This window comes from Paraburkholderia sp. EG286A (genome assembly GCF_040965375.1).
Lineage (GTDB): Bacteria > Pseudomonadota > Gammaproteobacteria > Burkholderiales > Burkholderiaceae > Paraburkholderia.
The window spans coordinates 1,073,498-1,098,818 of the sequence record NZ_JBFRCB010000001.1 but is presented as its reverse complement, the minus strand read 5'-3'; the positions used below and the strand labels follow the sequence as shown (position 1 = coordinate 1,098,818).

Below are 25,321 nucleotides of genomic sequence, written 5' to 3'. Positions count from 1 at the left end.
CAACGGTTTTGCCTTCGGCCCCCACTTCACGCCAATCAAACCTCGTCGTCAGGCAGCTGGCAAACCTGGTGGTAAAAGGTCTGGATATCGGCGAAATAAAATGGCCGGAACGCCCCGTAGACGTTTTTCCAGTCCGGCATGTAGCTCAAGAGATGTTCCCGAAATGTTGTCGCGACGTCCGGACTGAGATCCTTGCGTACGATCAGAACCGCGGGTACGCAAGTATCATATTGGCCGATGACCTTCGTCGTCTGCACGTTCGCGGGTGTCATCTTCCATACGTCTTCCAGTATCATCGTTGCGCGAATGGACTTCGCGACAACCGCATCGACCCGGTCCTGCCATCCCGCAACCTGCTTGAGTTCGAAGAAGGTTTCAAGCTTCTTTCCTTTCTCGTTCAACATGATGGCAGGCGGAAAGAAACTGGAAGAACACGACCGGTTCAGGTATCCGTACGTCGATCCTTCAAGGTCGTCGAGCGTATTTGCCTGATCGTCGTGACGCACCACAAGCAGCGTGCGTTGAGCCGGTTGACCGGAGAACTTCGATGTTGCGATGACGAGTCCGCGATAGTGCGGATTACCCTTTCGCATCATCACGCAGAAACCCGCCCCTGGAACATAGGCCATATTCGGGCTGCCCGCCTCGAGCAGCCGGTTCATCTCCGGAATGTCCGTCGTCACCTCGGCGTTCATGCCTGCCTCTGACAATAGACTTGTCCAGGGTTCCGCGGCAACGGGAAAATCCAGATTCCTGTTCAGAAGAAACGTCAGATTCTGCTTTGCCATGGCTACCCCCTTTCCTGTGCGAAGACATGAGGCCGAAGTCATTCTATGTGGATCGGCAAAGTAGCGATGACGAAAACAATATGCTTTTTGTCGAACTGCACGTTTCCCAGCTATCTGGAAACGTAGGCATTGAAAGCGCTTGTCAAGTTACGGATTGCCTGCCCGAGGTCGTCTTCGGCAACGCCGGCCGGTTGAGCCGCCGGCAACTGCCAGGTGGCCCGGGAAGCCAGCGCGTGCAGCAGCTGCACGGTCATCGCGTCGTAGCCGTCAGCTCTTTGGCGATCAAGCGCGCCGGGGTCCCCTTCCCGCAGGACCTCGAGCACCGCGGCAGCACCGCAAACCGAACGCAAGGCCACGATGACGTCCCGCAGGCGCTCGAGCCACGCGGATCGCCAACGTCCCTCCAGCAGCATGCGCTCTCGTGCCGCTTCCAGGCGAGTGCTCGCGAGTCCGGCATCTCGTTGCAGGTCATCCAGCGTGCTTGCCGAGCCAGCGTCCAGCCGCAGCGCAGCTGACGCGAAGCGCATGTTGGCAGAAATCGCCGCGGAAACGGCCGCGGTAAGCGTGTCGCTGCTCCGCTCGGGCCACAGGAGGAAGCTGGCTGCCACGCCCACGACGGCGCCAATGATTTCATTGAAAAAGCGTGCAGCAATCAAACCGCCAGTCGGGTGAATGAAGTTGGAAACCAGCATGAACATGGGGCAAAGAAAGACCACGAACAAGCCGTAGCTCACCAGCCTCGAGGCGATCGCCGCAGCGGCAAGCGGCAGAATGGCGACGAGGACGGCGCCCGGACCCGGCAACGTCGCCAGAAGTGCCGCGGCAATCAGTCCGCCAAGGAGGCTGCCGATCGCTCTCTCCAGAACGCGCAGCCAGGTGTTGGAGGAAATCGGTTGTGTCACGATGATGGCCGCGAGCGCGCCCCAATAGGCGAGCGCGACGTTCAGCCAGGTGCCGATGACAAAAGCGACCACGGTTGCCATCGCAACTCTCAGGGCGTGGCGCCAAACCAGCGAGTCCACGATCTGGCGGGTACGCGCTTTGGCGACCGGAGACGCCTTGCTGCCGACGACCCGGGCGAAGCCGCCCTCGGCGAGGCGGACAATGGCGCTCGCCGCAAACGTCACGGAACGCGCTGCCATCTCGTCTTGACCGGCAACCTGGCGCACGAGCGCGTTCGACTGCATGACCAGCGCATCGGGCAGCGGACGATCCAGCAGGGCATGGGCGCTCAACCCCTGTAGCACCTCCTGCAGTCCTTGCAGCAGCTGCCGCGATTTCGCGCTGAGGGCCGCCTCGGAAATGCGCCGGGAATGACCGAGGGCAATCAACGCAGAAAAGATTCTGGCCGCCGTATCGATATACGCCCCGAGGCGCGATCCATTGCTGGTGTCGAGCGCCGCCAATGCCCTTCCCCGTTCGATCGACATACGTACGCCCCGGCGGTGCACGGTATCGAACTCCTCCCACCCGGTGACATTCATACCTGGGAGCGGATCCAGCGCCAGCAAAAAGCCGGCCATGAGCTCCAGTCTTCCGAAGATCGTCGACAGCATCAGATTGGCGGACTGCCGGAACGGAATCGGCCAGAGGAAAACGCAAAACAGCATGGTCCAGACGGAACCAAGCAGGAAATATCCGGCCAGCTCGAGCGCGCCGGGCAAAGGTCTGGCCAACGCAACCCCAATCACGACGGCGAGCGAGGCAACGAGACCTGCCTGCGTGGGCATCGGCCCGAGAGCCGGTTTGTAGGATCGCGCCAGTCCGCACAGAAAGACCAGGACGAACAATGTGACGAGGCTCGCGATATAGCCCCAGCTCGCCGCGTAGGCAGCGAGCGGCATGACGATGCCCCCCAGGATGGTGAAGGTGCCCATCGCCTTGAGGCGTGCGGCTTTCTCGCCTTGGGGATCGCACAGGCAATTCCAGAAAGCCGCAACGGCGCCCAGCGCGACTTCGGGTCGTGCCAGCAGCATTGCCGCGGCCAGCATCGGCGCCATCGCCAGGGCGGCACGTACGCCCTCCGCAATCGCCACGCGCTCGGGCGTGACGGCGAAGACATGGCCTTCCGCCCTGGAAGTCCGGCGACTGACGATCGACACCAGCCTGGCAAGGTTGTCCATGACGCCTTCGCTCTATGCAGACGTGGAACTGGATGGCACGACACCGCGTGCGTCGGGAAACGGCAGCCCGGCGCGCTCGCGCGCTTTCGAAGCGCGCCTAGCGTAGCACGGAAAGCCGCGCCATTCGTGCGCGCGCGCGGCTGCCAGGTGGCGTGTGGGCCCTGCAGACCTTGACCGCGATCGGCAATCTATTGATGCGCAACGTACGGCTTGACCATCTTCCGCGGATCGACGATCTGGTCGAATTGCGCTTCAGTCACATAGCCGAGTTTCAAGGCGGCCTGCTTGAGCGTGAGATCGTTGTCGTACGCATAGTGCGCGATCTTCGACGACTTGTCATAGCCGATAACCGGCGAAAGCGCCGTCACGAGCATCAGCGAGCGGTCGACGTCTTGCTGGATTTTCGCCAGGTTCGGCTTCGTCCCTTCCACGAGGAACTTGCGGAAGTTCGTGCATGAATCGCTCACGATGGCGATGGAATGCATGATGTCGAAGATGATCAGCGGCTTGTAGACGTTCATCTCCAGATAGCCGCTTGCGCCCCCGATCCCCGTTGCCACATCGTCGCCGATCACTTGCGTTGCGACCATCGCGAGCGCCTCGGCCTGCGTGGGGTTGACCTTGCCCGGCATGATCGACGAGCCCGGCTCGTTCTCCGGAATGATCAGTTCTGCGAATCCGGCGCGCGGCCCGCATGACATCAGCCGAATGTCGTTGGCGATCTTGTAGAGGGAGCACGCGAGCGTGCGCATCGTGCCCGACAGATGGATGAGCGCATCGTGCGCGCCTTGCACGGTGAACTTGTTCGGGGCCGTGACGAACGGAAGATTCGTCAGGCGGGCAATCTCGGCGGCCGCTGCGCCCGCGAATTCGGGCGTGGAATTCAAGCCCGTGCCAACCGCCGTGCCGCCGAGCGCAAGGCGATAGACGCCCTTTAGGGCATCGTCGAGCCGCTCCAGGTTGTCGGTGAGCATACCCTCGTAGCCGGACCACTCCTGACCCAGCGTGATCGGAGTCGCGTCCTGCATATGCGTGCGCCCGATCTTGACGATGTCCTTCCAGGCGACCGCTTTTACACCAATCGCGTCGCGCAGGGCGGTAACGGTCGGCGCGAGCCGCTCCTTGACGTTGATTGCCGCTGCCATATACATGGCGCTCGGAAACGAATCGTTCGACGACTGCGACATGTTCACATGATCGTTCGGATGCACGGGTGTCTTGCTGCCGAGCGGCGTGCCGGCGAGTTGGCAGCAGCGATTCGATATCACCTCGTTGACGTTCATGTTGAACTGCGTACCGCTGCCGGTCATCCATACGTGCAGCGGAAACATGTCGTGATGCTGGCCGGCGAGTATCTCGTCACAGACCTTGACGATGAGATCGTGCTGAGTCGCACCCAGCCGCTGTTCCTTGAAATTGACGTTGGCCGCCGCCTTTTTCAGGATCGCGTAGGTTGTGTGCCAGGGACGTGTAGTTGCCCATTGAAGGCTTCGAAGCCGTTTTCGAGGCGGAAGACCGCGGACCAGCCGTCGCCCAGATCCTCACTGCCTCTCAAGCCCCAGCGGCTGTGGGTTTCCGGGCCGGAGGTCATGGCGACCTGGTCGTCGCCGCCCGGCCCGGCATTCGTCTGATACCGTATGGCTTCGTCGACGATGCCGTACAGCGTGACTGAGCTTTGTGCAAATGCCGACGACGACGCGGCGGCGAAAAGCGCGCCCATAGCGCTGGCAATGAGTATCTTGTTCATTAGCAATCCACAGTAACTGGTTAGCAAACTGGGAAGGCATTTCAACGCTCGAACAACCAGACCGTGAACGGGAGCGTAGCGTGTCATTTCATTTAGTTGCGGAGTGTTGTTTATTTGCTGTACCGGGACAGGTGGGTGAAAATCGTCTGATAAGTCTCTGTTCGGGATAACGACTTGGCAGTTGGGCCTTGATGCGCCGCCGCGCCGCATTGAGCACGAGGCATTGCCGATACGGGGCGCCAATGGAATGGAGAAGGACTGCTATTTATCGTTGCGGCAGTAGAGCTTTAGTATAAGGAATGAATTAAGCGAAACAATACTTTCCTCTTCTTCTGTTGCGCGGTTCGCATTCATGGCCTCTCCTGCCGGCAATATCAAATGCAACCGTTGTGTCCATCCCACCAGTTCTTCTCACCCTGTCGCATTCGAACCTGGCGCACAGATTACATCGGCGGATTGTCGGGGGATGAATTTTTGGCTTTCTGCGAGAGTTCGCCGCAGAATCGAGCCCTGCCTCACACGACCGCTCGCGTACCCGGTGGACCAGCCGGCCGGCTTCTGTGCGTTCGACTTGCTACACTGCGGTGGTACTTGCGCCTGTTGCATCTCACCACGTAAAACACACGTCAATCGCCGTTGCCCGTCTGAAACGTCTGAAGCAAGTCGAGGCGCTCACAGGCGCCTCCGGGACGGACCCGGTGCCGCACTCCCGAGATTGGCCCGGAGGTTCATCATGTTCACGACATTTTCCCGCCTGTCGAGAACCGTCCTGGTTGTGGCTCTGTGTACTGCATCGACGGCAGACTTTGCCAGGCACGCGAGGCAGTCACAGGTGCCCCCCGAATCGATTTCCTCCCTGTTACTGAGCGACGACGAACGCATTGAGTTCTGCACAGAGATGCACCGTGCGTCGACGCCCGAAGAACGTCGGGTGGTCGTGGAGCGCATGCGCAATACGCTCATTCCCCGCGCAAAAGCACAAGATCTTTCCCTCCCGCGCTGGTTGCTGGAAGGACGTCCGATGAACGGGTTCGGTGGCCCCAATGGCAGCATACCCGGACTGGATTGCGCATCGGGTATCAGCAGACTCCACGCACAGGCCGTCGCGCCTGCGCGGCAGGCACCCGCCCACAAGACGCCCCCCACTGAGGCGCCACCCGGCAAGACGCCTGCTCAGGAGACACCAGCCAGCGACATACCGGTCGGACACGACCGCGGTATCGCCTATGTCACGGGCGGCGTGGGCGAGGATGAAGCCACTGCACTTCGCAGGCTCGCGCCCGGCTATAGCGTGCGGGCAACATTCACCGCCGCTTCAGGCGAGTATCTGTCGGGTGTCGCCGTGCAGATATTCGGGGCCAACGGGAAGGTCGTCTTCGCTGGCACATCGGCCGGCCCCTACCTGTTCGCACGGTTGCCCCCTGGCCACTATCGCGTCGTGGCCACATTCGACGGCGTGGAGCGTACTCGCGTGCTCTATGTTCCCACGCGCGGCAGCGTCCGATTCACACTGACATGGTCGACGTCGCGCGCGGCTTCGTCCAGCTAGCGTTGGTGACCGGCGCACTGAGCGCTACGCCGTCTGCCGTCAGATGCGTAGACAGGTCTCGTCCTGACTGACCCCTAAAGCAACAAAATGCGCGCAGTTTCGACAGCGCTTTAACAAATGATCGACCGCGAGCAAAACTCGATCGCGTCCACGCAGGAAACGCCTACTTAACCCAACGCTGTTGCGATGGCACAACTCGTTATGGAAACGAATATGTTTGCCACTCGTCTCGCCACAGGTCGCAAAGTCAAATCGCGGCTCAATTGCTGCAATTTTATGAATGAGTCAATTCGCTTGCAGTAATTATTTTCAAGGGCGTTTCGGCTTCTGCTCCGGACGCGGCTATAGACTGGCGCGATTGTTTCCTCTCACGCCATCGGGTGTCATCTCATGAAGAAGATTTCCATTGCCGTCGCCGTTTGCGCAGCATTTGCAGCGTCGGCGGCCAGTGCCCAGAGCTCGGTCACCCTGTACGGCCTGATCGACGCGGGCATCTCCTATACGAACAACGTTCAGAACGGCGCGCCCAGCCACGGTAGCTCGCGCGTCGCACTCGCAAGCGGCAATATCAGCGGCAGCCGCTTCGGTCTGCGCGGCAGCGAGGATCTCGGCGGCGGTCTGCATGCGATCTTCGTGCTCGAAAACGGCTTCAACGTCAACAACGGCACGCTCGGCCAGGGTGGTCGCATGTTCGGCCGTCAAGCGTTTGTCGGCGTGAGCGGCGATCAATACGGCACCTTGACGATGGGCCGCCAGTATGACTCGATGGTCGACTACGTCTCGCCGCTGTCCGGCACGGCCGGCACGTTCGGCGACTCGGGCTTCGCGCACGTGTACGACAACGACAACCTGCAACATACGGTCCGCTTCAGCAACTCGGTGAAATTCGCGAGTATCGACTATGCCGGCTTCAAGTTTGGCGGCATGTACGCATTCAGCAACAGCACCAGCTTCGCCGTCGATCGTGCGTACAGTGCTGGCGTGAGCTACAACAACGGCCCGCTGCGACTGGCCGCGGCCTACCTCCAGATCAACGGCTCGGCAGCGGCGAGCACCCCTGCGGGAACAGCGAACCAGAACGTTGCGGCTGACCCCAGCGAGTTCAAGTCGACCGCAGGCGGCGGCAACCTGACGGCGGATGTGCAGCGCACGGTCGGCGCAGGCATCGGCTATACGTTCGGCCCGGCGGCGGTCAACTTCGTCTACACGCACAGCCAGTACCAGAACACGTCCGCATTCGGCCTGAACCCGGTGAGCGGTTCGACGCACTTCGACAACTATGAACTGAACGTCAAGTACGCCCTCACGCCGGCGCTGAATCTCGGCCTCATGGATACTTTCACGGACGGTCATCTGAACGGTGTGAGCAAATCGAACATCGGCTCCGATCCGAAGTGGAATCAGGTCAACGCGATTGCGCGCTACTCGCTGTCGAAGCGCACGGAAGTGTATGGAGAAGCGATGTACCAGCGCGCGATCGGTCACAACAATGTCGCAGTGATGTACAACGCCGGCGGTTTCTCGGCGACGAGCAACCAGGTGATGGCTGCGATCGGCATGCTGACCCGCTTCTAGGCGGCCGTCAGAACCTTCATCCCGCGGCCATCGAGGCGGATCGTTGTACAAGGACTGCGAGACGAGGAATATCGCATTCGGCATTGGCGTAGAAAATTGCCCGCCACGTTGGTGGGCAATTTTTCATCAACTGCCACTGCGCACTTACGTTTGCACAAGCTACGGCCAGGCATTGCGTTCCGGCGATTCGCATCGCGGCGTTTTGGGCGATCGGCAGAGAACAGGCAGATCCCCGTCTAACCGGGAAGAGCCGGCCGCGTCCAGCGAGTTCCGCGACCGGCTGAGGTGGAGTCCTTCGGCTCAATTCGATTCGGCATCACCGGGGAACCACGCTGCGGATCATTGCCCGTTCTGAGCGGACGTTCGTCCTTTGGTGGCATTTACTGGCGCAATGATACCGAAGAGTCCATTCGACTCCTTGTTAGGACCTGCCGAAAAGTACAGCGTGTCCGGGCTTGAATTGCGCCCTCCTCCGAGTGTCAGCGTCCACAGGCCGTCGATAGCCAGTGGATTGCCGAACTCATTCTCCAGTTGATCGACGAACGTGCCGTCATTGTCGAAGACATTGATTCGGCCGTTGCCGAAGTTGCCAACGAGGATCTTGCCGCTGAAGCGCCCAAACGCAAACGACGCTTGCGTTACGCCCCAGGGCGAGTCGAGCGGCCCCTGGCTCGCAAAGCGGCGCAGCAGGTGGCCGTCGGTATCGAATACATCGACGAATCCATGACCGCGGCCTGCAACGTCGTCATGCTTCGGGCCGTCTTGCTGCGCATATGTGACGAACAGGTCCCCGTCGATGTTCGCGATACCAAACGGGGCGTAGCCGGCCGGGATGTTCGGGTCGGCGAAGCCACCGTCCGTCGTCGCGGGCGCGAACAAGCCGTTCGAACCGTTCGGTCCGAATACATCGATTCGGCCCGCACGGAAGTTCGTCGCAAAGAGGAATCCCCCTTGCGCATTCACTCCGAAGACGAGCCCCTTGTAGACGGCCCCGCTGGCGGCGGAGGGATTGGACGAATTATCGACCGCGATCACAGCATTGTTCGCCGGATTCAACCCACCGGCCCAGGCGGAAATCGTGCCATCTTCGGTCGCGAAGATGAATACGGCTGGGATGTTGGTACCTGGGACGAGAAAAGATGACGAAGGATTCCAAACTATCCCGGTTGGCGCTGCGGGCGTGGGTTTCGGTGGATTGTTGGCAAAGACGGGATGACAGGCGCCGGCCGGTATGACGTTGCCTGGCAGCGGGATGGAGACCTGCAGCGCCACCTTTGCCCCCTGGCCGTCATAGAGCGTGGAGCAGCCTGTGGCATTGTCGTTGATCCAGAATGGACTGCCTGCCGGACTAAAGGCGATACCCCAGGCGTTCTGCAGTACCCCGTCGACCTTCGGGGCAGAGCCTGCCAGGTTGGATACAAGCGGTGTGACGACGTAAGCCTCATCGGCAGCAGCATGTCCGATTGTGAAACCGGCGGCGAAAACAATCACGGCCGCCGCTTTGAGACCCCACGAGATCTGAGACATAACTTCCCTCCTCGTCTGACTGGCGAGATATCGCCGCAGGCTAAACGACCGCTGCGCTTCAAATATTCCCGCTCGACGCAAAAAATTTCCGCCAGCCACCCGGTCGGGCATGGTTGCGCGAGCCAGAGACGAGCGAGTGGGGGCATGCGCATGACGGTTTTCACCCTGTTTGCAGGCTCGCGGCGACGCTATTCATAATTCGTCGTCGTTGATGACTCATCCAAAGTCCAGATTTAATGCGGTTGAATGAGACAGATGAGTGCGCTGTCGAACGACAGAGGCCGTTTGGTTTTTTGGACAGCGCTATTAGGCGGCCTGAAACGGATAGCACGCTGCCGATCGCGGTCGCGCAGTACCCACCGAGATGTGGCACGGTGGCACCAGGTTCGGCTTGTGTGTTATTCGCCCCTTTCGTCTCGCGCCGCCACGGCACCGCCGCATTCACTCATTCACAGCGCGATCTCTGCCGGAATGTCCCGCACCACCTCGGTCAACTTGCCCGAACTGATTTCGTAGAAGAAGCCATAGAGCTTGACGTGCTTCGGCACTGCCGGGCTCGCACGAAGCAACTTGATGTCATAGTTGAGCGACTCCTCGAAATCCATGATGGCGAGGCTATCGTGATCGAACGACGTCGAGATATCAGCGTGATGATGATCGTGATACTCCTCGACCATCAGATCCGGCGTCAGGGTCGTCGTACCGCAGAACGAGTGGTGTACCACAACGACGTTTTTGACATGAAATAGATAATCCATAGCCGCCACGGACTGTAGAGCGAAGGCGGCGCGACCACCCGCGTTGGTCGCGGCGAACAGTGTTCGCGTGGATCCAACCCGGGTGCCATTTTCGTCGGTGATGATTTCTCCCGGGTAAACCTCGTCCCCAAAATAGTCGGCAACGGCCTGTGGGATTTCGACTGCCCGAGGGTCAAAGCAGTGGATCACAAGTGTTTTCATCGGGATGGCCTGATTCGCGCACCCGAAAGTCTTCATATCGAACCCGGGTAAGTTCCTGTACTCGTATTCGCTGAACTTGCCCATTTTCTTGCTCCGTTGGCGTTTAACCAGGGTGAGGACATCTGTTCAAAAAGACCACTTTTGAATAAGCTCGCACAGCCGATTTGCGCGAGCACTCTCCGAACTGGCGGTTTAAATGGCTGTTGAACCTCGAAAGCAGCCGTTTTTTGAACGAGGCGACGTTCGTCCGTCAGGGGTTGTTTGCGGCCTTCGGGGATGTACCCGAAACCTGCCAGACATATCCCGCCATCCCCCACTCCGTTCAATACGTATATTCGGCAACCACACGAGCCACTGTCTCCAGCGACCGCTCGAGCGTGGCCAGATCGACGGAACCGATGGCGAGGCGAATGGCGTGAGGCACATGAGCCGACGTCGAAAACGGCAGTGCAGTCGTCACGGAAATTCGTTCGCGCATCAACGCCATCGCGATCGCGTCGGCGCGGACCTCGGGTTCGAGTGGCATCCAGATGAAGTACGACGCTGGGTGCCCTATTCTCTTGAGCGGACCCAGCACTTCGGCGGCAAGGCGCTGACGTATCGCAGCATCGCGCCGCTTCTCGTCTTCGAGCCTCGCTGCCGTGCCGTCTTCCATCCAACCGCACGCGATGGCTGTCATGGTCGCCGGCGTGTTCCACGTCGTCGCCCGGATCGTCCGTTCGAGCCTCGGCACCCATTCGTGCGGTGCGTGGATGAACCCGATGCGCAGACCCGTCGCAACACTCTTCGACAGGCTCGACACATAGACCGTTGTCTCCGGCGCGAGCGATGCCAGCGGCGGCGGCGCATCGTCCGCGAGGAACGCATAAGCGGCGTCCTCGATCAGGATCAGCCCATGTCGTCGTGCGATGGCGACGAGTTCGCGGCGCCGCGTCGCGCTCATCACCCAGCCGAGCGGATTGTGGAGGGTCGGCATCGTGTAGACGGCGCGCACCTTGCGCCGCTTGCACAAGGCCGTCAATGCGTCCAGATCCGGGCCGCGTCCGGCGGCCGGGATCGGTGCGAGTTCCAGCCGGCTCGCCTCGCCAGCCAGCTTGAACCCCGGGTAGGTCAGCGCGTCCACCGCTACCACGTCGCCGGGTTCGAATAACGCCATCGCCGTCGTCGTCAGTCCATGCTGCGCGCCGCTCACGAACAGCGTGGTTTCGGCGCTGGCTTCCAGGCCCCGGCGGGCCAGGTGACGCGCCGCCGTCGCCCTCTCGTGTTCGCGCCCGCCGTGGGGCTGGTAGCGGAGCAGCGACTCCAGGTCACCGGCCGCCGCGAGCTGGCGCAGTGCTGCCCTGAGCAGGTCGGTCTGATCGGGCGACGACGGATAGTTGAAGCTCAGGTCCACGGTGTCTGCGCTCCACGCATGCAGATCGATGCCTTGGCCGCGGGGCAGCGGCTCCTTGACGAAGGTGCCGCGGCCGGTTTCGCCGCTGACGAGCCCCATCGCCTGCAACTCGGCATAGACACGCGTTGCCGTGACCAACGCCAGGCCCTCGCGCGCAGCCAGCTCGCGGTGCGTGGGCAGACGCGTGCCGGGACGCAGACGGCCCGCGCGGATTTCGGCGGCGAGCCGATCGACCAGCGGTTTGTAGCGGGGTTCCGGCATGGCCCAATGTATCCATGACAATAATTTGATTGTATTGATTGTCCGCCCTACCATGGCTCGACACAACCGCTTCCACCGTATGAGGGCGCCATGCACATCGCCATTCTGACCTTCGAAGGCTTCAACGAACTCGACTCGCTGATCGCATTCAACCTCCTCAACCGGGTCCGGCAACCCGACTGGCGGGTTTCGATTGCCAGCCCGGCCTCCAGTGTGCGTTCAATGAATGGGCTCGTGCTGGAGGCGCAAGTTTCGCTGAACGAAGCATGCGGAGCCGACGCGGTGTTGATCGGCAGTGGCGTACGGACGCGCGACGTCACCGCCGATCCCGCGCTGATGTCGCAACTCAGGCTCGACCCAACGCGCCAGCTGCTTGGCGCGCAGTGCTCCGGCACGCTGATACTCGCGAAGCTGGGCCTGCTGCAGGGCGTTCCCGCATGCACGAACCTGACTACTACGCCGTGGGTCGAAGAGGCGGGTGTAGCCGTGCTCAATCAGCCGTTCGTGGCCAGTGGGAATGTCGCGACGGCGGGCGGGTGTCTCGCATCGCACTATCTCGCGGCCTGGGTGATCGCGCGCCTCGCCGGCGTCGAAGCTGCGCGCAGCGTGATTCACTACGTGGCGCCAGTGGGAGAGAAGGAAACCTACGCGACGCGCGCGATCGAAAACATTTCGCCATTCCTTTAACCGGAAGCTACGGAACGTCTGCGCGCCGTTTCGAAGGGCCGATCACCGCATGATATAATTCGCACGCGAACTAAATCGCACAAATTTTATCTGCGCGGAAATGAAACATCGCCTCGTCTATCTATTGAATGTGGGACAGCGCCGGCTGCAACGGTGGTCGCAAACACGTGCGGCCGGCGGCGGCGTCACAGCGGCCCAGGCGGGGCTGCTGTTTTTTTTGGGTGAGCACAACGGCGCACTCATGAGCGAAGCCGCTGCCGCGCTGGATCTGGGCGCACCAGGCATGAGCGGTCTCGCTGACCGGACAGAAAAGGCAGGGTTGATCGAACGTCGGGCCGACGAGACCGATGGCCGGGCGTCGCGCCTGTGGTTGACGGAGGCAGGACGTACCGCCCGCCAAAAGTCGAAGCTGCGCATGAAAGACTTGAACGCCAGATTGACCGAAGGCTTTACGGAAGCGGAGATCGACGTCGTGGCGCGGTGGCTGACCAGCCTGCAGACGAAGTTTCCGCTCGCCGAAGACGGCGACGCGTAACCTCGACCGTGGCCGGTCAGCAAGGCACTGGCTAGTGCTGGGCAACCCTCGCGAAGTCCGGCTTGCGCTTCTCGGCAAAGGCCGCGAATGCCTCCCTTGCCTCGGCGCTCGTCAGCCGCTCCTGAAACTTCGCGCTCTCGCTGTCCATTTGCGCAACCAGCGTTTCGGCTTCGCGCATCAGCTTTTTCATGGCGCTCAATGAACCGGCCGGCTTGGCGGCGATTCTTTCGGCCATCCTGCGTGCATCGTCGCGTAGTTGCTCCTTTGCGCAGACCTTGTTGGCAAGACCCCACGCGACAGCGGTTTGCGCGTCGAGCGACTCGCCCAGCGCAAACATCTCGAAGGCCCGCACGTGGCCCACGCGCAGCGGCAGCAGGTAACTGGACGCCGCCTCGGGGACGAGCGCGAGATTGACGAACGGGGTGATCAGTTCTGCGTCCGGCGCGAGCAGAACGTAGTCGCAGTGCAGTAGCATCGTCGTGCCGCTACCGACCGCCTTGCCCTGGACCGCCGCGATGATAGGCACGCTCGACTTCGCCAGCGCATGCAAAAAGCGATGCACGTGTCGCTCACTGGGCCCCTTACCCGATGCTATGGCTGCGAACTCGCCCACATCGTTGCCCGCGGTGAACATGTCTCCGTCCCCTTGCACCAGCAATACGCGCACACGGCTGTCGTGCTCCGCGTTCTCGATGATGTCGGCCAGCGTGCCATACATCTCATTCGTCAATGCATTCTTCTTGTCCGGTCGGGCAAGCGTAATCGTCAGAATGCCGTCGGCTTGATCGACGTGAATTTCCGCGCTCATGTGCTCTCCTGAAATTTAGTTTGCATGCGAAGTATATAGGTAGTTCGCATGCAAAGTAAACCGGAGGGTCGATGCCATGCAATTTGGGGCCTGCTCGCGAACCCCCGCTCCTGATGACGTGTGAACGCTGAATCTCGTAGCGGACCGGAATTCGACCAGGTACTCCATTCGCGACGTCGCGCCACTCCTCGCGCGCACGCAGGCTCCGTAGCATTGAGGCATTACGAAACAGACAAGCAACCGGAGGACTGAACATGCTTATTCTCACCGCCGTTATCGTGATCGCCGGCGTGGCGATCTGGAGCGTCTACCGGCGTTTGCACCCGCGCCAGGACTGACACCATGAGAGGCTGTTTCACCGGCCTCGTCGCATCAGCCCGCCACGCCGGCGGGCTTTTTTTGTTTCCGCGCTCAGGTAGGTCGGGAGGCCACATAAGAAGACGTTTGCGAACCCTTTCGCACTCAAAAAATATCTCCGAATCAGATTCAGCATCCAGACAAAATTACTGTATAAATGTACAGTTCCGGGAATATCCGCAAAACGCAACGTGGCGTGTCGGTCGCGCGGAGCCATCGAGAGCTATTTTTGAGTACCAAGGCATGCCAGATGAACGGCGCATAGCCCACATCGACATGGACGCATTCTTTGCGTCGTGTGAACTTTCGCAGTATCCCGAACTACGAGGCAAAGCCATGGTGGTTGCCGGTCGTCGCTCGGACGCGCCCCGAACGAAGCCGGACGGCACACGCGAGTTCTCGCGGCTACGCGACTATGTGGGCAGAGGGGTTCTGACGACCGCGACCTATGAGGCTCGCGCACTCGGCGTTCATTCCGGCATGCCCGCCATGAAGGCCGCCCGGTTAGCGCCGGATGCGATTCTCCTTCCAGTGAACTTCGACCTCTACCGAACCTACTCGCGACTGTTCAAGGATGCCGTCCGGTCAATCAGTTCGAGCATGGAAGACGTTGGAATCGACGAGGTCTACGCAGATGTTTCACTCACGAATGGGGATTCCGAGGCAATCGCGCGCAAGCTCAAGTCCGCGGTCTTCGAAGCCACCAATCTCACCTGCTCCGTCGGCATCGCGCCAAACAAGCTGCTTGCCAAGCTGTGCTCCGATATGCAAAAGCCGGACGGCATCACCATCCTGACGCTGGAGGACGTGCAATCGAGGATTTGGCCAATGGCCGCAAACAAGATCAACGGCGTCGGCCCCAAGGCGGCCGCCAGGCTCGCGTCTTTTGGAATCGCGACGATCGGTGAGATCGCTGCACGCGACGAGCACTGGCTCGTCGAGCACTTTGGACGAAGCTACGGGGCGTGGCTGCGCAGAGTCTCACACGGACTCGATGACAGGCCGGTGGTGACGTATAGCGAGCCCGTCTCGATGAGTCGCGAGACCACGTTCGAGCGCGATCTACACGCGGTACGCCACCGACAGGAACTGGGCGCCGCTTTTACCCGCCTATGCGAACAGGTGGCGCTCGACCTCCAGCGCAAGGGCTATCTGGCGAGGAAGATCGGCATCAAGCTGCGCTTCAATGACTTCAAGACAGTCACGCGTGATGTCACGCTTCCTGAGCCTATTGATGATGCGAAAGCGTTGCGGCGCGCGGCGACCGAGTGCCTGAAAAGAGTCGAACTCGTAAAATCCATCAGGCTGCTGGGCGTCAAGGCCGGCAACCTCCAGCACGCCGGAGAAGCTTCCAGTAACGCGTCGCCTCAATTCACGCTGGATTTTTAGCCGGCAACGCGCAGCGCCCCCGTCGTGCGAGGCGTGCGCGGTGACTACGCAAACACAGAAGCGAATGCATCAACTGGCCGGATCCGATGCCAATGCAATCCGTGCCTTCTCTTCGGGACTATTCGCCTTGTAATACTTGTCGGCCCATTTACGGTCAGGCTGCAACAACAGCCGCTGCACGGTTCTATGCTGCTGCTCCTCGATGCCAACGGCGCGGGCACGATAGTGCTCGTATAGCCGCATGAATTCAGCGAGGTAAATGCCGGCGATGTGCGTCTCTTTTATTTCGAGCAGATTCTCGTCGTTGAAATGCTCGGAGTTGTTGCTCATGTTGGCCGAGCCCGTGTAGACAATCGGATTGCCTCCTTCGGCGTCGATCACAATGAACTTGTGGTGGATGATGACCGGAGCGTAACTGGGCGCGACTTCGCCAGGAAAGAGCCGCAGCTCGGGTTCGAATCCTTCGGGCACGGTTGCCGGGGAAAAGTACGATGCGTCGATGACGTCGCGGTTTTCCCTGCTTCGATGATAGAGCGCGAGGTTTGCCAGCGCAGTCGTGCTCACGGCTTCTCCCGCTTTTTGCGCCTCTTGCGCATTCTCAGCGGACTTTTCGCTAATGTTGTTGACGAGCCCGAACATCATCAGCCCCTTGTCGCCGGCGGCAAAGCAGGCGTCGCGAAGCGGTTCGTCGGTCGGCATGAAGAGGCAGAACAGGACGGAGTGCTGCGCCTTTCCTATCGCTTCGACGATGGTATCGATCTGGGTACGTCGGGTTTTCGTTTCCGGCGAGAAGCAAACACGCACCGCTGCGCTTCCCACCGTCACGGAATCGGACCAGCCATTCGTGAGTTCAGCGGTCTGGTTGATCGGCGGATTGCTGGCAATGGCTTTCGTTCTGTCGTCGTACAGTTTCGCGAGGTCGGCCGAATCGAACAGGTGAAGCACGTTGGCCTGTTCCGTAATGCCTTCCGTCGTGAAATTCGCAGACCCTGCCACGACAAATGCCGGGTTGCCTTGCCGATCGCCCCGGTCCGTCACGATGAGCTTGTCGTGCATGATATGCGTCTTGTCGCGCGGGCAGAACGTCACGACGCTGCCTAGTTCATCGACCGCGGGTTGATTCGGTGATGGTGCGGGCGGCTTGCCTTTTTCGCGAACCAGGTGCGAGTCGTAGACGACGGCGACATTCGCTTTGCCGTGAGCACTCCCAAACTCCTTGAACGCCGGAATCGCCCAAAGCGGGTCGGTCAGGTGATAGACGGCAGCCGCCGCGCGCGACGCGTCCAGGAATATTTCCTTGAACACGAGTTGCATGTCGTTGGCGAGCCATGTTCGAAGTTCAAGCGCCTGTGCGGCCGGCGGCGCGGTATGCGGGTCGATTCCCATGGCCTTCACCTGTCGTGCGAAAGCCTGTGAGCTCACCACCGCACGGTTGAACCAGGTACCCACGCCGTCTTCGATATGCGCCGGAAGCGTGACGTCAACCGAACTCGCCTCCGCGGTCAGCAGATTCACATTGTCCGGCGTACCGACCACCGGATAGACCGTGTACTTGAACTGCTTGCCTCTGTCGGCCTCTTCGATACGCGCGTCCCACCACATGAATTTTTGAATCGGCGCGATGTTCGAAGGCGCATCGGGCTTCCCATCCGGCACCGGCCCGTTGAAGGTGATTCGATTGGGGAGCCAGCTGCTCGCGTCATGGGTTTTTCCGTCCGGGCTCGTGAAACCCGGGGCCCGCTCAATGGCGAAACCGAGGAAGTCGGCACGTGTCGCACCGTCTGGCCAGTCGAGCGCGAGTAAAACCAGCGTCGGGGAGAGATAGCTGCGGACCTTCGTCGACATCGTTGACCTCTGCTGTGTTAGCCAAAGGCCCCAGTTTCAACCATCAGTTTGTTGAAACGGTGAACGAAGTATGTTGCCTGGATGTCGTTTCGATGACGCTGCCCAGAGCCGCGACAAACTCACTACTGCGGTGTGATATCTCTTTGCACGCGATGAATATGCTGCTCGACATAGAACGCCGCCGCATCGGCGTCTCCGCAGACAATGGCTTCGTAAATCAGCCGATGCTCGGCCACGTACAGTCGAATGCGAGCCGGGTCGTAAATCCCGTCGTCCTTGAGCCGCTTCCACAGCGACTGGTCCATGGTCGATGCGATTTCTTCCGCGAGCTTCGCCAGCAACGCATCCCCCGTCATCACCGCCAGTTGACGATGAAAGAGCCGGTCGCTGTTGTTCCACAGCGCGCGCTCTTCGGGCGTCGCCACGTCCGTCAACGTCTCCATCTGGTCCAGATAGTGCTCGGCCAGCCGGTCTCGCTGTTTGCGTGCCGCCGCTCGCCTTGCAATGGCGGGCTCGAGGATCAGGCGCACGTCGAGCGTCGCCGACGGGCTGAAGTCCGATATGGATTCCCCGGGCTGCGTTTCCACGCTCGGCGCCGCGGCGAGAATCTGGTCGGCCGTGGATGCCACGTAAGTGCCCGAGTTGCGCTTCGTCACAACCAGGCCCTCGTTTTGCAATTGTCCGATGGCTTCGCGCACGGCAGGCCGCCCAACGCCAAAGAGCGTGGCCAGTTCGCGCTCCGACGGTAGCCGGGCATCGGGCAGGAATCGGCCGCTGCGGATCTCGGCCCGGATCTTTTCCGACACCTGCTCGTAAATCTGCAGGGGCCGAAAGTTGCCTTCAAGTTCGAAGCGAGCGGATGCCATCGTGTGTTCCCGGTGCGGCGTGAGGTGGTTCTCAAATATACCACTTTCGCGACCACTTCCTGATGCCCACTACGGCGCGTCCACGCTAAAAATCGGGAAACTCCGAACCACCTTTCCGCCCCCATTGCGACTTTTTGGTCGGATAAAAGCCCACGTCGACACCAGATCGGCACAGATTGGCTTGCCATTCACCCACTAGTGGTATAGATTCGTTCCACACCGCTCCCCGAGAAATTGGCCGGACTGAAGCCAGAAAGCCCCTGGCCGCATGCATCCGCTTTTCGACACCCAGAACCCAAGGCTTCCGAATGACCTCACGCGACATCCGAAATTTCGACGCGGCCGCGACGGTTGCGCTGCTGGACTACCGCCTCCTCGTACGCGCGCTGGCCGAGACCGTCGTCGAATACGGCGCCGGCAAGGTCGTCAGTCCCGAGCGTCTGGCCATCCCCATCCAGCAAGGCGGCTTGATGCTGTCCATGCCGGCGAGCGCGCCAGACATCGCCATTCACAAGCTGGTCAATGTCTGCCCGACCAACACCAGTCGACAGTTGCCGACCATTCACGGTCAGGTCATCGCATGCGATGCGTCCACGGGCGAAATGCTTTTCGTGCTCGACGGACCGACCGTTACGGGGCGCCGCACGGCGGCTGTGACGGCGCTCGGCATCCAGACCCTGCATCGAACGCCTCCGCGGGAAATCGTCCTCATCGGGACCGGCAAACAGGCCGCCAATCACGCGGAAGCGCTCGCGGCCATCTTCCCGGAGGCGCAGTTGCGGGCAAAGGGCCGTTCGAAGGCCGATGCGGACGAATTCGTTGCACGCAATCGCGCTGCAGCGCCTAATCTCACCGCGCTCGAAAGCGACGCGATTCCTCAAACCGCGGACGTCGTCATCACGCTGACGACCAGCAAAACGCCGGTGTATACGGAGTCCGCACGCACGGGCCGCCTGGTCGTGGGCGTCGGCGCGTTCACGCCCGATGCGGCCGAGATCTCCAGCCAAACCGTCGATGGCAGTGCCTGGGTGGTCGATGACCCCGTCGGCGCGAAACACGAAGCCGGTGACCTCATCCAGGCCAACGTGGACTGGAACGCTGTTTCCCCGCTGGCCAATGCCCTCGCCGGAGAATTCCACGCGACGAAACCCATTCTCTTCAAGAGCGTAGGCTGTGCAGCATGGGACCTGGCGGCATGCCGGGTCGCTCGCGACGCCCTGCGCTAAACGTCGTTCGTGACGGCGCCGCGCCATCACAGCAGCAGTGCAAGTTCGCTTTCGCCTGGCAGTCCAATAATCCGGAGACATCATGCGCCATCTCGCCACCACCCTCGCCGTCGTCACGGCCGCCGGCTTCGCCCTCACCGCACAAGCTCAAACTGTCGTCACCATCGGTCACTCGGCGCCGCTAACGGGCCCGCAGGCGCCGAACGGCAAGGACAACGAAAATGGCGCCCGCCTCGCCATCGACGAACTGAACAAGAGCGGCGTGACGGTCGACGGCAAGAAGGTGACCTTCAAACTGGATTCGGAAGACGACCAGGCGGACCCGAAGGTCGGCGTCCAGGTCGCGCAAAAGCTCGTCGACAGCGGCGTGGTTGCCGTCATGGGGCCGTACAACTCCGGCGTGGCGATTCCGGCATCGCGTGTCTATAACACCGCCGGTATTCCGATTCTCCCCGTCGCTTCGAATCCGGCGCTGACGAAACAAGGCTTCAAGAACATCTTCCGTATCGGCGCAAGCGACGAGCAGTTGGGCGGCACGATGGGCCAGTTCGCCGCGAAGACGTTGAAGGCGAAAACCGCGGCGGTGATCGACGACCGCACGGCATATGGGCAAGGGGTGGCGGAGCAGTTCATCAAGGAGGCGAAAGCGAACGGCATCCAGATCGTCGACCGGGAGTTCACCAACTCGTCGGCGACCGACTTCCTGGGCATCCTTACCACCATCAAGGCGAAGAACCCCGACGTCATCTTCTTCGGCGGATACGCGGCTCAGGGCGCCCCGATGGCCAAGCAGATGCGCGCACGCGGACTGCGTGCGAAGTTGCTGGGCGGCGACGGCATCTGCTCGGCCGACATGGGCAAGGTCGCGGGCGAAGCCGCGTCGATCGTGTATTGCGCGCAGGGTGGCGTCGCGCTCGACAAGACTGCGGCCGGCCGTGACTTCCTGAAGAAGTACAAGGACACCTACCACACCGACACGCAGGTCTATGCCGTCAACTACTACGACGGCGTGAAACTGCTCGCCGACGCAATGGTCAAGGCCGGCACCACCACCGACAAGGCGAAGCTCGTCGCCCAGTTGGCGAAGACCGACTACAAGGGCGTCGCAGGCACTTACTCGTTCGATGCGAACGGCGACCTCGTGGGCGCGCCGACGACCGTCTACATCATCAAGGACGGCCTGCCGGTTCCGTACGGTCAGTGAGCCAATAACGTCAAAAGATCATGAAGACTACTCGTACCATAACGACCGTCGAAGTTCATACCGGCGGCGAAGCGTTCCGTATCGTCACCAGCGGATTGCCTCGCCTGCCCGGCGACACGATCGTGAAGCGTCGTGCGTGGCTCAAGGAAAACGCCGACGAAATCCGCACCGCGTTGATGTTCGAGCCGCGCGGTCACGCCGACATGTATGGCGGCTATCTGACCGAACCGGTCAGCCCCACCGCCGACTTCGGCATCATCTTCCTGCACAACGAGGGCTACAGCGACCACTGCGGACACGGCGTGATCGCGCTGTCCACCGCAGCGGTCGAGCTTGGCTGGGTGCAGCGCGGTGTTCCGGAAACGCGTGTCGGCATTGACGCTCCCTGTGGCTTTATCGAAGCGTTCGTTCAGTGGGATGGCGAACACGCCGGCAGCGTGCGATTCGTGAACGTCCCCTCGTTCATCTGGAAGCGCGATGTCACTGTCGAGACGCCGTCCTTCGGCACGGTGAAGGGCGACATCGCTTTCGGCGGTGCGTTTTATTTCTATACCGACGGTCAACCGCATGGCCTTGCCGTGCGCGAGTCGTCGGTCGAGGAACTCATCCGCTTCGGCGCAGAGGTGAAGCAAGCCGCGAACAGGGCCTACCCTGTCGAGCATCCCGAGATCCCCGAAATCAACCACATTTACGGCACCATCATCGCCAATGCACCGCGCCACGAAGGCTCGACGCAAGCCAACTGCTGCGTGTTCGCGGACCGCGAAGTGGACCGCTCGCCGACCGGCTCCGGCACAGGTGGACGCGTCGCCCAGTTGTATCTGCGTGGCGAACTCGGCAAGGACGAGACCCTCGTGAACGAGTCCATTATCGGCACGGTCTTCAAAGGACGCGTGCTCAGCGAGACGACCGTCGGCGACTTCCAGGCAGTGATCCCGGAAGTCGAAGGCAACGCGTTCGTGTGCGGCTTCGCGACCTGGATCGTCGACGAACGCGACCCGCTGACTTACGGGTTCCTGGTCCGCTAGCCCCTTCCTCCTCGTGGTACCCGTTGGCGCGGAACGCTGTGAATCAGCGTCCGCGCTTTTTTACGTATCGCAACAATCGAAATAACGCGCCGTTACGAAACTCGCACCGCCGTTGCACCTGTGTCCGGGCTCGCCGCCTACACTCCGAACCGTGCTGACCAGAAACGCACGACACGTGCGGAGGAGTAGTGAAATGAAAAGGACGATTCTCGGCGTGGTACTGGGCGCGGCCGCACTGGCTGCTTCGAGCGCAGCGTTTGCGCATGTCGATCTGGCCGTGGGGGTCAACCTGCCTGGCGCCGCCTACGCCCCGGCTGAACCGGTGTACGTTGCTCCGCCGCCCGTTGCCTACGCGCCTCCTCCGGTCGCGGTGGCCTGGCGCGGCGACGATGACTGGCGCGCGCGTCAGTGGCGGGAGCACGAATGGCGCGAACACGAGCGTCGCGAACACCAATGGCGTGAGCGCGAGTGGCACGACAATGGCCGCTGGGGCAATTGAGCCGGTTCCAGAACTCAAATCTCACACAAGTGTTTATCATGAACGTCAATAATCGAATTAGAATGCTTGCCGCGGCGGCCACTTTGGGACTGGCGGCCGCCGGAAGCGCACATGCCGCCGGCTGCCTCAAAGGCGCTGTCGTGGGTGGCGTAGCCGGACATTATGCGGGCCACCACGCCGTTGCTGGAGCCGTTGGCGGCTGCATCGTGGGACATCACGTTGCGAAAAAACATGCGGAGGATCGGGCCGCGGAACATGAAGCCGAACGCTCCCAGAAGCTAAGCACCTGATTCCCGCTGGACCTTTCGCTACCGCCGCCAGGGACGCCTATTCAAGCTGTGATATCCTGGCGGCACGCGACTTGCGCTATATTCTGCTCAAGAGTTGCATTCAGAGCGAAGCACAACTAGAAATGGACGAACGAAAACGCGAAAGCATCGTGGCCTATCTGCGGCGTCGGATGGCCGAATTTGGTATTGAACCCGAAGATATCGCCGCATCCATTGCGGCAGACGCCGCGCAAATGCGCGCCGCACGTTACCGGGATGCGGCTGGCCACACGTGGGACGGCAAGGGCGACGCCCCGCGGTGGGTGGTGCAAGCGACGAGCGCGGGGCAGTCGCTCGAGCATTTTGCCGTCGGCGAGGCGGCTGAACCTGAACAGCAGTCAGTGAAAACCCCAAGCGTGGATTGGCGCAAGGACCCCTTTGCCGGCAGCCGCCTGGCAACCGTCAGAGCGGAACACTCCGGCGCCGCCTGAAGCATCACCGTTAGCTGCCGCCCCGGCGTCAACGAGAAACTTCAGTCGAATTCGACGCCACTGTTATTGCGCAGCGCATCCAGTCGTCGAATTTGTTCCGGCAGAATCCTGCCTTGCGACAAGGCTGGAAGGTCATCGATATCGAAGAATTGAACGGCGTCGGTTTCGGCTCCGGCGATTTCCCCTGCGCGCACGATTTCCCCAAGGAAAACCAGCTTCCAGATGTGAAACACGGAAGGCGGATGTCCGTGCTTGAGCATGTCCCACACGGCCAATAGTCGAACGATATTCACGGTGTAGCCGCTTTCTTCACGCGCCTCCTTTGCCGCGTTCTCAGCGGGGGAAACGCCTACGTCGGCCCAGCCGCCGGGCAGGGACCACAAACCATCCACGGCCTCTCGCACGAGAAGGATCTGACCGGACGGATTGAAGACGGCGCATCGGACATCGAGTTTAGGATTCGCGTATCCCGTTTCGAAAGCAAAGAGCGCGGCGACATCGCCGGTTTGCATCGACGCCATTTCCGCGAGTTGCTGATGCGCGATGCTGGCGATTTCCGTGTACCGTTCCGTGTCGAACGGGCTCGTCGCGTACTGCAAACCCGTTTGCGCAAGTGCCAGTAGCCGGCGCGCCTGCGCAAGGCGTGCTCTCAGCGATTCGTGTTCGGCGGGCGTGGGCATCAATAGCGCCTCACTTTTTCGCCGCGGCTTCCCGATGCGCCTGCGCAAGGTCCGCCATGCTGTTGAAGCGGAAGGCGACGTTCGGCTGCCAGCCGGGATTCATGGTCGCGCCAAAGCCCGGCTGCGAATGACGGCGGTAAATCCAGCACGACGCCAGACCAAACTCACTGGCGGGCTTGTGGTCGTGGAAAAGACTTTCGGCAGTGTGAAGGATCGTTTCCTTCTTGATGCCACGCTCGCCCAGCTTCTCTAGCATGTACTCGAAGTTTCGCGGCGATGGCTTGTACGAGCCGATATCTTCCGCCGTGAAAATGGCGTCGAACGCGACCTGCAACCTTGCATTGCTGTAGCTGAAGGTCTCGTTGTCGACGTTGGAGAGTATGACCAGCTTGTAGTGCTTTTTCAGGTACTGAAGCGCGGTTACGGTGTCCTCGAATGCCGGCCAGTTCCGCACCGACCGCCCGTACGCCATGCACTCCTCGTGCGTGAACGACAGTCCCCATTCCTCGGCCAGTCGCTTGTAGACGATCGGTAGCAGTTCCTGGTATCGCTTGGCCGGCGTGTATTTCTGCTGCGACGACTCGTGGCGCGCATGGGCCTCCAGAACCTGGTCCCTCGACAGCGGTGTCCTGGCCCGTTCGATCAGGGACTCGAGGCCAGCGAAGATGCCGCTTTCCCAGTCGATCAACGTGCCGTAGCAGTCAAAAGTCAGTGTGTCGAAGTCGGTCAATTCCACGGGTACTCCTTTGGGAAGTGCATGGCGGCGATTACATTGTCCAGGCCCGCTTCGACGCCACGTATCAAACAATGGCGATCGATTCCGTCATGTTCTGGCGCATGTAATCGAGAAACCGTTTCTGGAAAAGCATCGTGTGTTCGTGTGCGAGCTTCTCGGCCAGATCGGCGTCCTTACGCGCAATGGCGTCGATGATCTCGCTATGGTCATTGCCCAGCCTGGTCGCGTGAGGCGAAGTCACCGTGTAATCGAAGTGCAGATGCGTCAGACGTTGCCCCTCGCCCAGCAGCCGTTCGTAATACCCCACGAAATAGGGATTGTTTGCCGCATGCGCAATGGCCATGTGCAACTGCTTGTTCCGCTCGGTCAACACCTCGGCATCGCCGCTCTCGACCGCTTTCATATACGCGGCGTCGGCCTTCCTGAGAATGTCGAGGTCCTCCTGCGTGCGATGCAGCGCGGCGAGCCGGGTCACGGCGCGCTGAATGAGGTCGAGCGCCGATACGTACTTCGGAAATTCTTCGATTTCCAGCGGCGTCACGAGCGTCGTGCGATTCGGGAGAATCGTGACGAGCCCCTCGCTAATGAGCCGGGCGAGTGCGTCACGAACGGGCGAGCGCGAGAGGCCGAATTGCTCCGCGAGCGAGACCTCGTCCAGCGGCGCGCCAGGCTTGAGTTGCAGCGTCAGGATCTGTCTGCGCAGCTCTTCGTAGATGTATCGTCCGCCATGGCGGCGGACACCCGCCTCTGCCTCGTTGGTCGCTTTGCTCATGGTCTTC

Annotated in this window: 23 protein-coding genes and 1 pseudogene; 11 read left to right on the top strand and 13 right to left on the bottom strand. The window is 61.0% G+C overall.

Going from position 1 to position 25,321, the window contains the following annotated elements; translation table 11 throughout:
- Positions 1-35 precede the first annotated feature (35 nt).
- The 4 genes and pseudogenes from AB4Y35_RS04940 to AB4Y35_RS04925 form a co-directional block, all read right to left on the bottom strand.
- Positions 36-788: a phosphate/phosphite/phosphonate ABC transporter substrate-binding protein gene (locus AB4Y35_RS04940; protein ID WP_368703547.1), complete on the bottom strand. Its 753-nt coding sequence runs from the start codon at positions 786-788 to the stop codon at positions 36-38.
- Between the two features lie 110 nt (positions 789-898).
- Positions 899-2,911, bottom strand: coding sequence for an FUSC family protein (locus AB4Y35_RS04935; RefSeq protein ID WP_368703546.1), 2,013 nt, complete (start codon positions 2,909-2,911; stop codon positions 899-901).
- 188 nt (positions 2,912-3,099) lie between these two features.
- Positions 3,100-4,311 carry a class II fumarate hydratase gene (locus tag AB4Y35_RS04930; protein ID WP_368703856.1) on the bottom strand — a complete coding sequence of 404 codons (1,212 nt, stop codon included), beginning with the start codon at positions 4,309-4,311 and terminating at the stop codon, positions 3,100-3,102.
- A 65-nt stretch (positions 4,312-4,376) separates the two neighbouring features.
- Positions 4,377-4,658: pseudogene (locus tag AB4Y35_RS04925) on the bottom strand (porin); the annotation flags it as partial.
- Between the two features lie 733 nt (positions 4,659-5,391).
- Between AB4Y35_RS04925 and AB4Y35_RS04920 the strand changes: the two are divergent.
- Positions 5,392-6,207 carry a hypothetical protein gene (locus AB4Y35_RS04920; protein ID WP_368703545.1) on the top strand — a complete coding sequence of 272 codons (816 nt, stop codon included), beginning with the start codon at positions 5,392-5,394 and terminating at the stop codon, positions 6,205-6,207.
- Positions 6,208-6,597: 390 nt separating this feature from the next.
- A complete protein-coding gene (locus AB4Y35_RS04915) occupies positions 6,598-7,782 on the top strand; it encodes a porin (RefSeq protein ID WP_368703544.1) in 1,185 nt (394 codons plus the stop codon).
- 339 nt (positions 7,783-8,121) lie between these two features.
- Here AB4Y35_RS04915 and AB4Y35_RS04910 read toward each other — a convergent pair whose 3' ends face one another.
- The 3 genes from AB4Y35_RS04910 to AB4Y35_RS04900 all read right to left on the bottom strand — a co-directional run bounded on the left by AB4Y35_RS04910 (position 8,122) and on the right by AB4Y35_RS04900 (position 11,922).
- The gene (locus AB4Y35_RS04910; protein WP_368703543.1) at positions 8,122-9,309 is read right to left on the bottom strand and encodes a TIGR03118 family protein; all 1,188 of its coding nucleotides are present in this window, start codon (positions 9,307-9,309) and stop codon (positions 8,122-8,124) included.
- A 449-nt stretch (positions 9,310-9,758) separates the two neighbouring features.
- Positions 9,759-10,352 (bottom strand): carbonic anhydrase, encoded by a 594-nt coding sequence (locus AB4Y35_RS04905; RefSeq protein WP_368703542.1) that lies wholly within the window; start codon positions 10,350-10,352, stop codon positions 9,759-9,761.
- Between the two features lie 238 nt (positions 10,353-10,590).
- Positions 10,591-11,922 (bottom strand): PLP-dependent aminotransferase family protein, encoded by a 1,332-nt coding sequence (locus AB4Y35_RS04900; RefSeq protein WP_368703541.1) that lies wholly within the window; start codon positions 11,920-11,922, stop codon positions 10,591-10,593.
- Between the two features lie 90 nt (positions 11,923-12,012).
- Between AB4Y35_RS04900 and AB4Y35_RS04895 the strand changes: the two genes are divergently transcribed.
- Together AB4Y35_RS04895 and AB4Y35_RS04890 are read left to right on the top strand one after the other, a co-directional pair.
- Entirely contained in the window at positions 12,013-12,609 is a 597-nt protein-coding gene (locus tag AB4Y35_RS04895) for a DJ-1/PfpI family protein (protein ID WP_368703540.1), read from the top strand.
- Positions 12,610-12,709: 100 nt separating this feature from the next.
- On the top strand, positions 12,710-13,144 hold the full coding sequence (locus AB4Y35_RS04890; RefSeq protein WP_368703539.1) for a MarR family winged helix-turn-helix transcriptional regulator: 435 nt from the start codon (positions 12,710-12,712) through the stop codon (positions 13,142-13,144).
- Between the two features lie 31 nt (positions 13,145-13,175).
- Here AB4Y35_RS04890 and AB4Y35_RS04885 read toward each other — a convergent pair whose 3' ends face one another.
- The gene (locus AB4Y35_RS04885) at positions 13,176-13,952 is read right to left on the bottom strand and encodes an enoyl-CoA hydratase-related protein (RefSeq protein ID WP_368703538.1); all 777 of its coding nucleotides are present in this window, start codon (positions 13,950-13,952) and stop codon (positions 13,176-13,178) included.
- A gap of 600 nt (positions 13,953-14,552) precedes the next feature.
- Here AB4Y35_RS04885 and dinB point away from each other — a divergent pair.
- A complete protein-coding gene (gene dinB, locus AB4Y35_RS04880; protein ID WP_368703537.1) occupies positions 14,553-15,698 on the top strand; it encodes a DNA polymerase IV in 1,146 nt (381 codons plus the stop codon).
- 69 nt (positions 15,699-15,767) lie between these two features.
- Here the strand turns inward: dinB and AB4Y35_RS04875 are convergent, their stop codons facing one another.
- Both AB4Y35_RS04875 and AB4Y35_RS04870 read right to left on the bottom strand, forming a co-directional pair.
- Positions 15,768-17,543, bottom strand: a complete 1,776-nt coding sequence (locus AB4Y35_RS04875; protein ID WP_368703536.1) for a phospholipase D-like domain-containing protein — start codon at positions 17,541-17,543, stop codon at positions 15,768-15,770.
- Between the two features lie 122 nt (positions 17,544-17,665).
- Complete coding sequence (locus tag AB4Y35_RS04870) at positions 17,666-18,409, bottom strand: FadR/GntR family transcriptional regulator (RefSeq protein WP_368703535.1); 744 nt, start codon at positions 18,407-18,409, stop codon at positions 17,666-17,668.
- Positions 18,410-18,717: 308 nt separating this feature from the next.
- Between AB4Y35_RS04870 and lhpI the strand changes: the two genes are divergently transcribed.
- From lhpI to AB4Y35_RS04840, 6 genes are all read left to right on the top strand, one after another.
- The gene (lhpI, locus tag AB4Y35_RS04865) at positions 18,718-19,635 is read left to right on the top strand and encodes a bifunctional Delta(1)-pyrroline-2-carboxylate/Delta(1)-piperideine-2-carboxylate reductase (protein WP_368703534.1); all 918 of its coding nucleotides are present in this window, start codon (positions 18,718-18,720) and stop codon (positions 19,633-19,635) included.
- An 82-nt stretch (positions 19,636-19,717) separates the two neighbouring features.
- Positions 19,718-20,839, top strand: coding sequence for a branched-chain amino acid ABC transporter substrate-binding protein (locus AB4Y35_RS04860; protein WP_368693082.1), 1,122 nt, complete (start codon positions 19,718-19,720; stop codon positions 20,837-20,839).
- Positions 20,840-20,859: 20 nt separating this feature from the next.
- Entirely contained in the window at positions 20,860-21,867 is a 1,008-nt protein-coding gene (lhpH, locus tag AB4Y35_RS04855) for a trans-3-hydroxy-L-proline dehydratase (RefSeq protein ID WP_368703533.1), read from the top strand.
- Between the two features lie 193 nt (positions 21,868-22,060).
- Positions 22,061-22,366, top strand: a complete 306-nt coding sequence (locus AB4Y35_RS04850; protein WP_368688365.1) for a hypothetical protein — start codon at positions 22,061-22,063, stop codon at positions 22,364-22,366.
- A 62-nt stretch (positions 22,367-22,428) separates the two neighbouring features.
- A complete protein-coding gene (locus AB4Y35_RS04845; protein ID WP_368703855.1) occupies positions 22,429-22,656 on the top strand; it encodes a hypothetical protein in 228 nt (75 codons plus the stop codon).
- Between the two features lie 71 nt (positions 22,657-22,727).
- Complete coding sequence (locus tag AB4Y35_RS04840; RefSeq protein WP_342918827.1) at positions 22,728-23,126, top strand: H-NS family nucleoid-associated regulatory protein; 399 nt, start codon at positions 22,728-22,730, stop codon at positions 23,124-23,126.
- A gap of 41 nt (positions 23,127-23,167) precedes the next feature.
- Here the strand turns inward: AB4Y35_RS04840 and AB4Y35_RS04835 are convergent, their stop codons facing one another.
- The 3 genes from AB4Y35_RS04835 to AB4Y35_RS04825 all read right to left on the bottom strand — a co-directional run bounded on the left by AB4Y35_RS04835 (position 23,168) and on the right by AB4Y35_RS04825 (position 25,314).
- Positions 23,168-23,806 (bottom strand): NUDIX hydrolase, encoded by a 639-nt coding sequence (locus tag AB4Y35_RS04835; protein ID WP_368703532.1) that lies wholly within the window; start codon positions 23,804-23,806, stop codon positions 23,168-23,170.
- A 10-nt stretch (positions 23,807-23,816) separates the two neighbouring features.
- Positions 23,817-24,542 carry a haloacid dehalogenase type II gene (locus tag AB4Y35_RS04830; protein ID WP_368703531.1) on the bottom strand — a complete coding sequence of 242 codons (726 nt, stop codon included), beginning with the start codon at positions 24,540-24,542 and terminating at the stop codon, positions 23,817-23,819.
- Between the two features lie 64 nt (positions 24,543-24,606).
- The gene (locus AB4Y35_RS04825) at positions 24,607-25,314 is read right to left on the bottom strand and encodes a GntR family transcriptional regulator (protein WP_368703530.1); all 708 of its coding nucleotides are present in this window, start codon (positions 25,312-25,314) and stop codon (positions 24,607-24,609) included.
- Between the last annotated feature and the right edge of the window lie 7 nt (positions 25,315-25,321).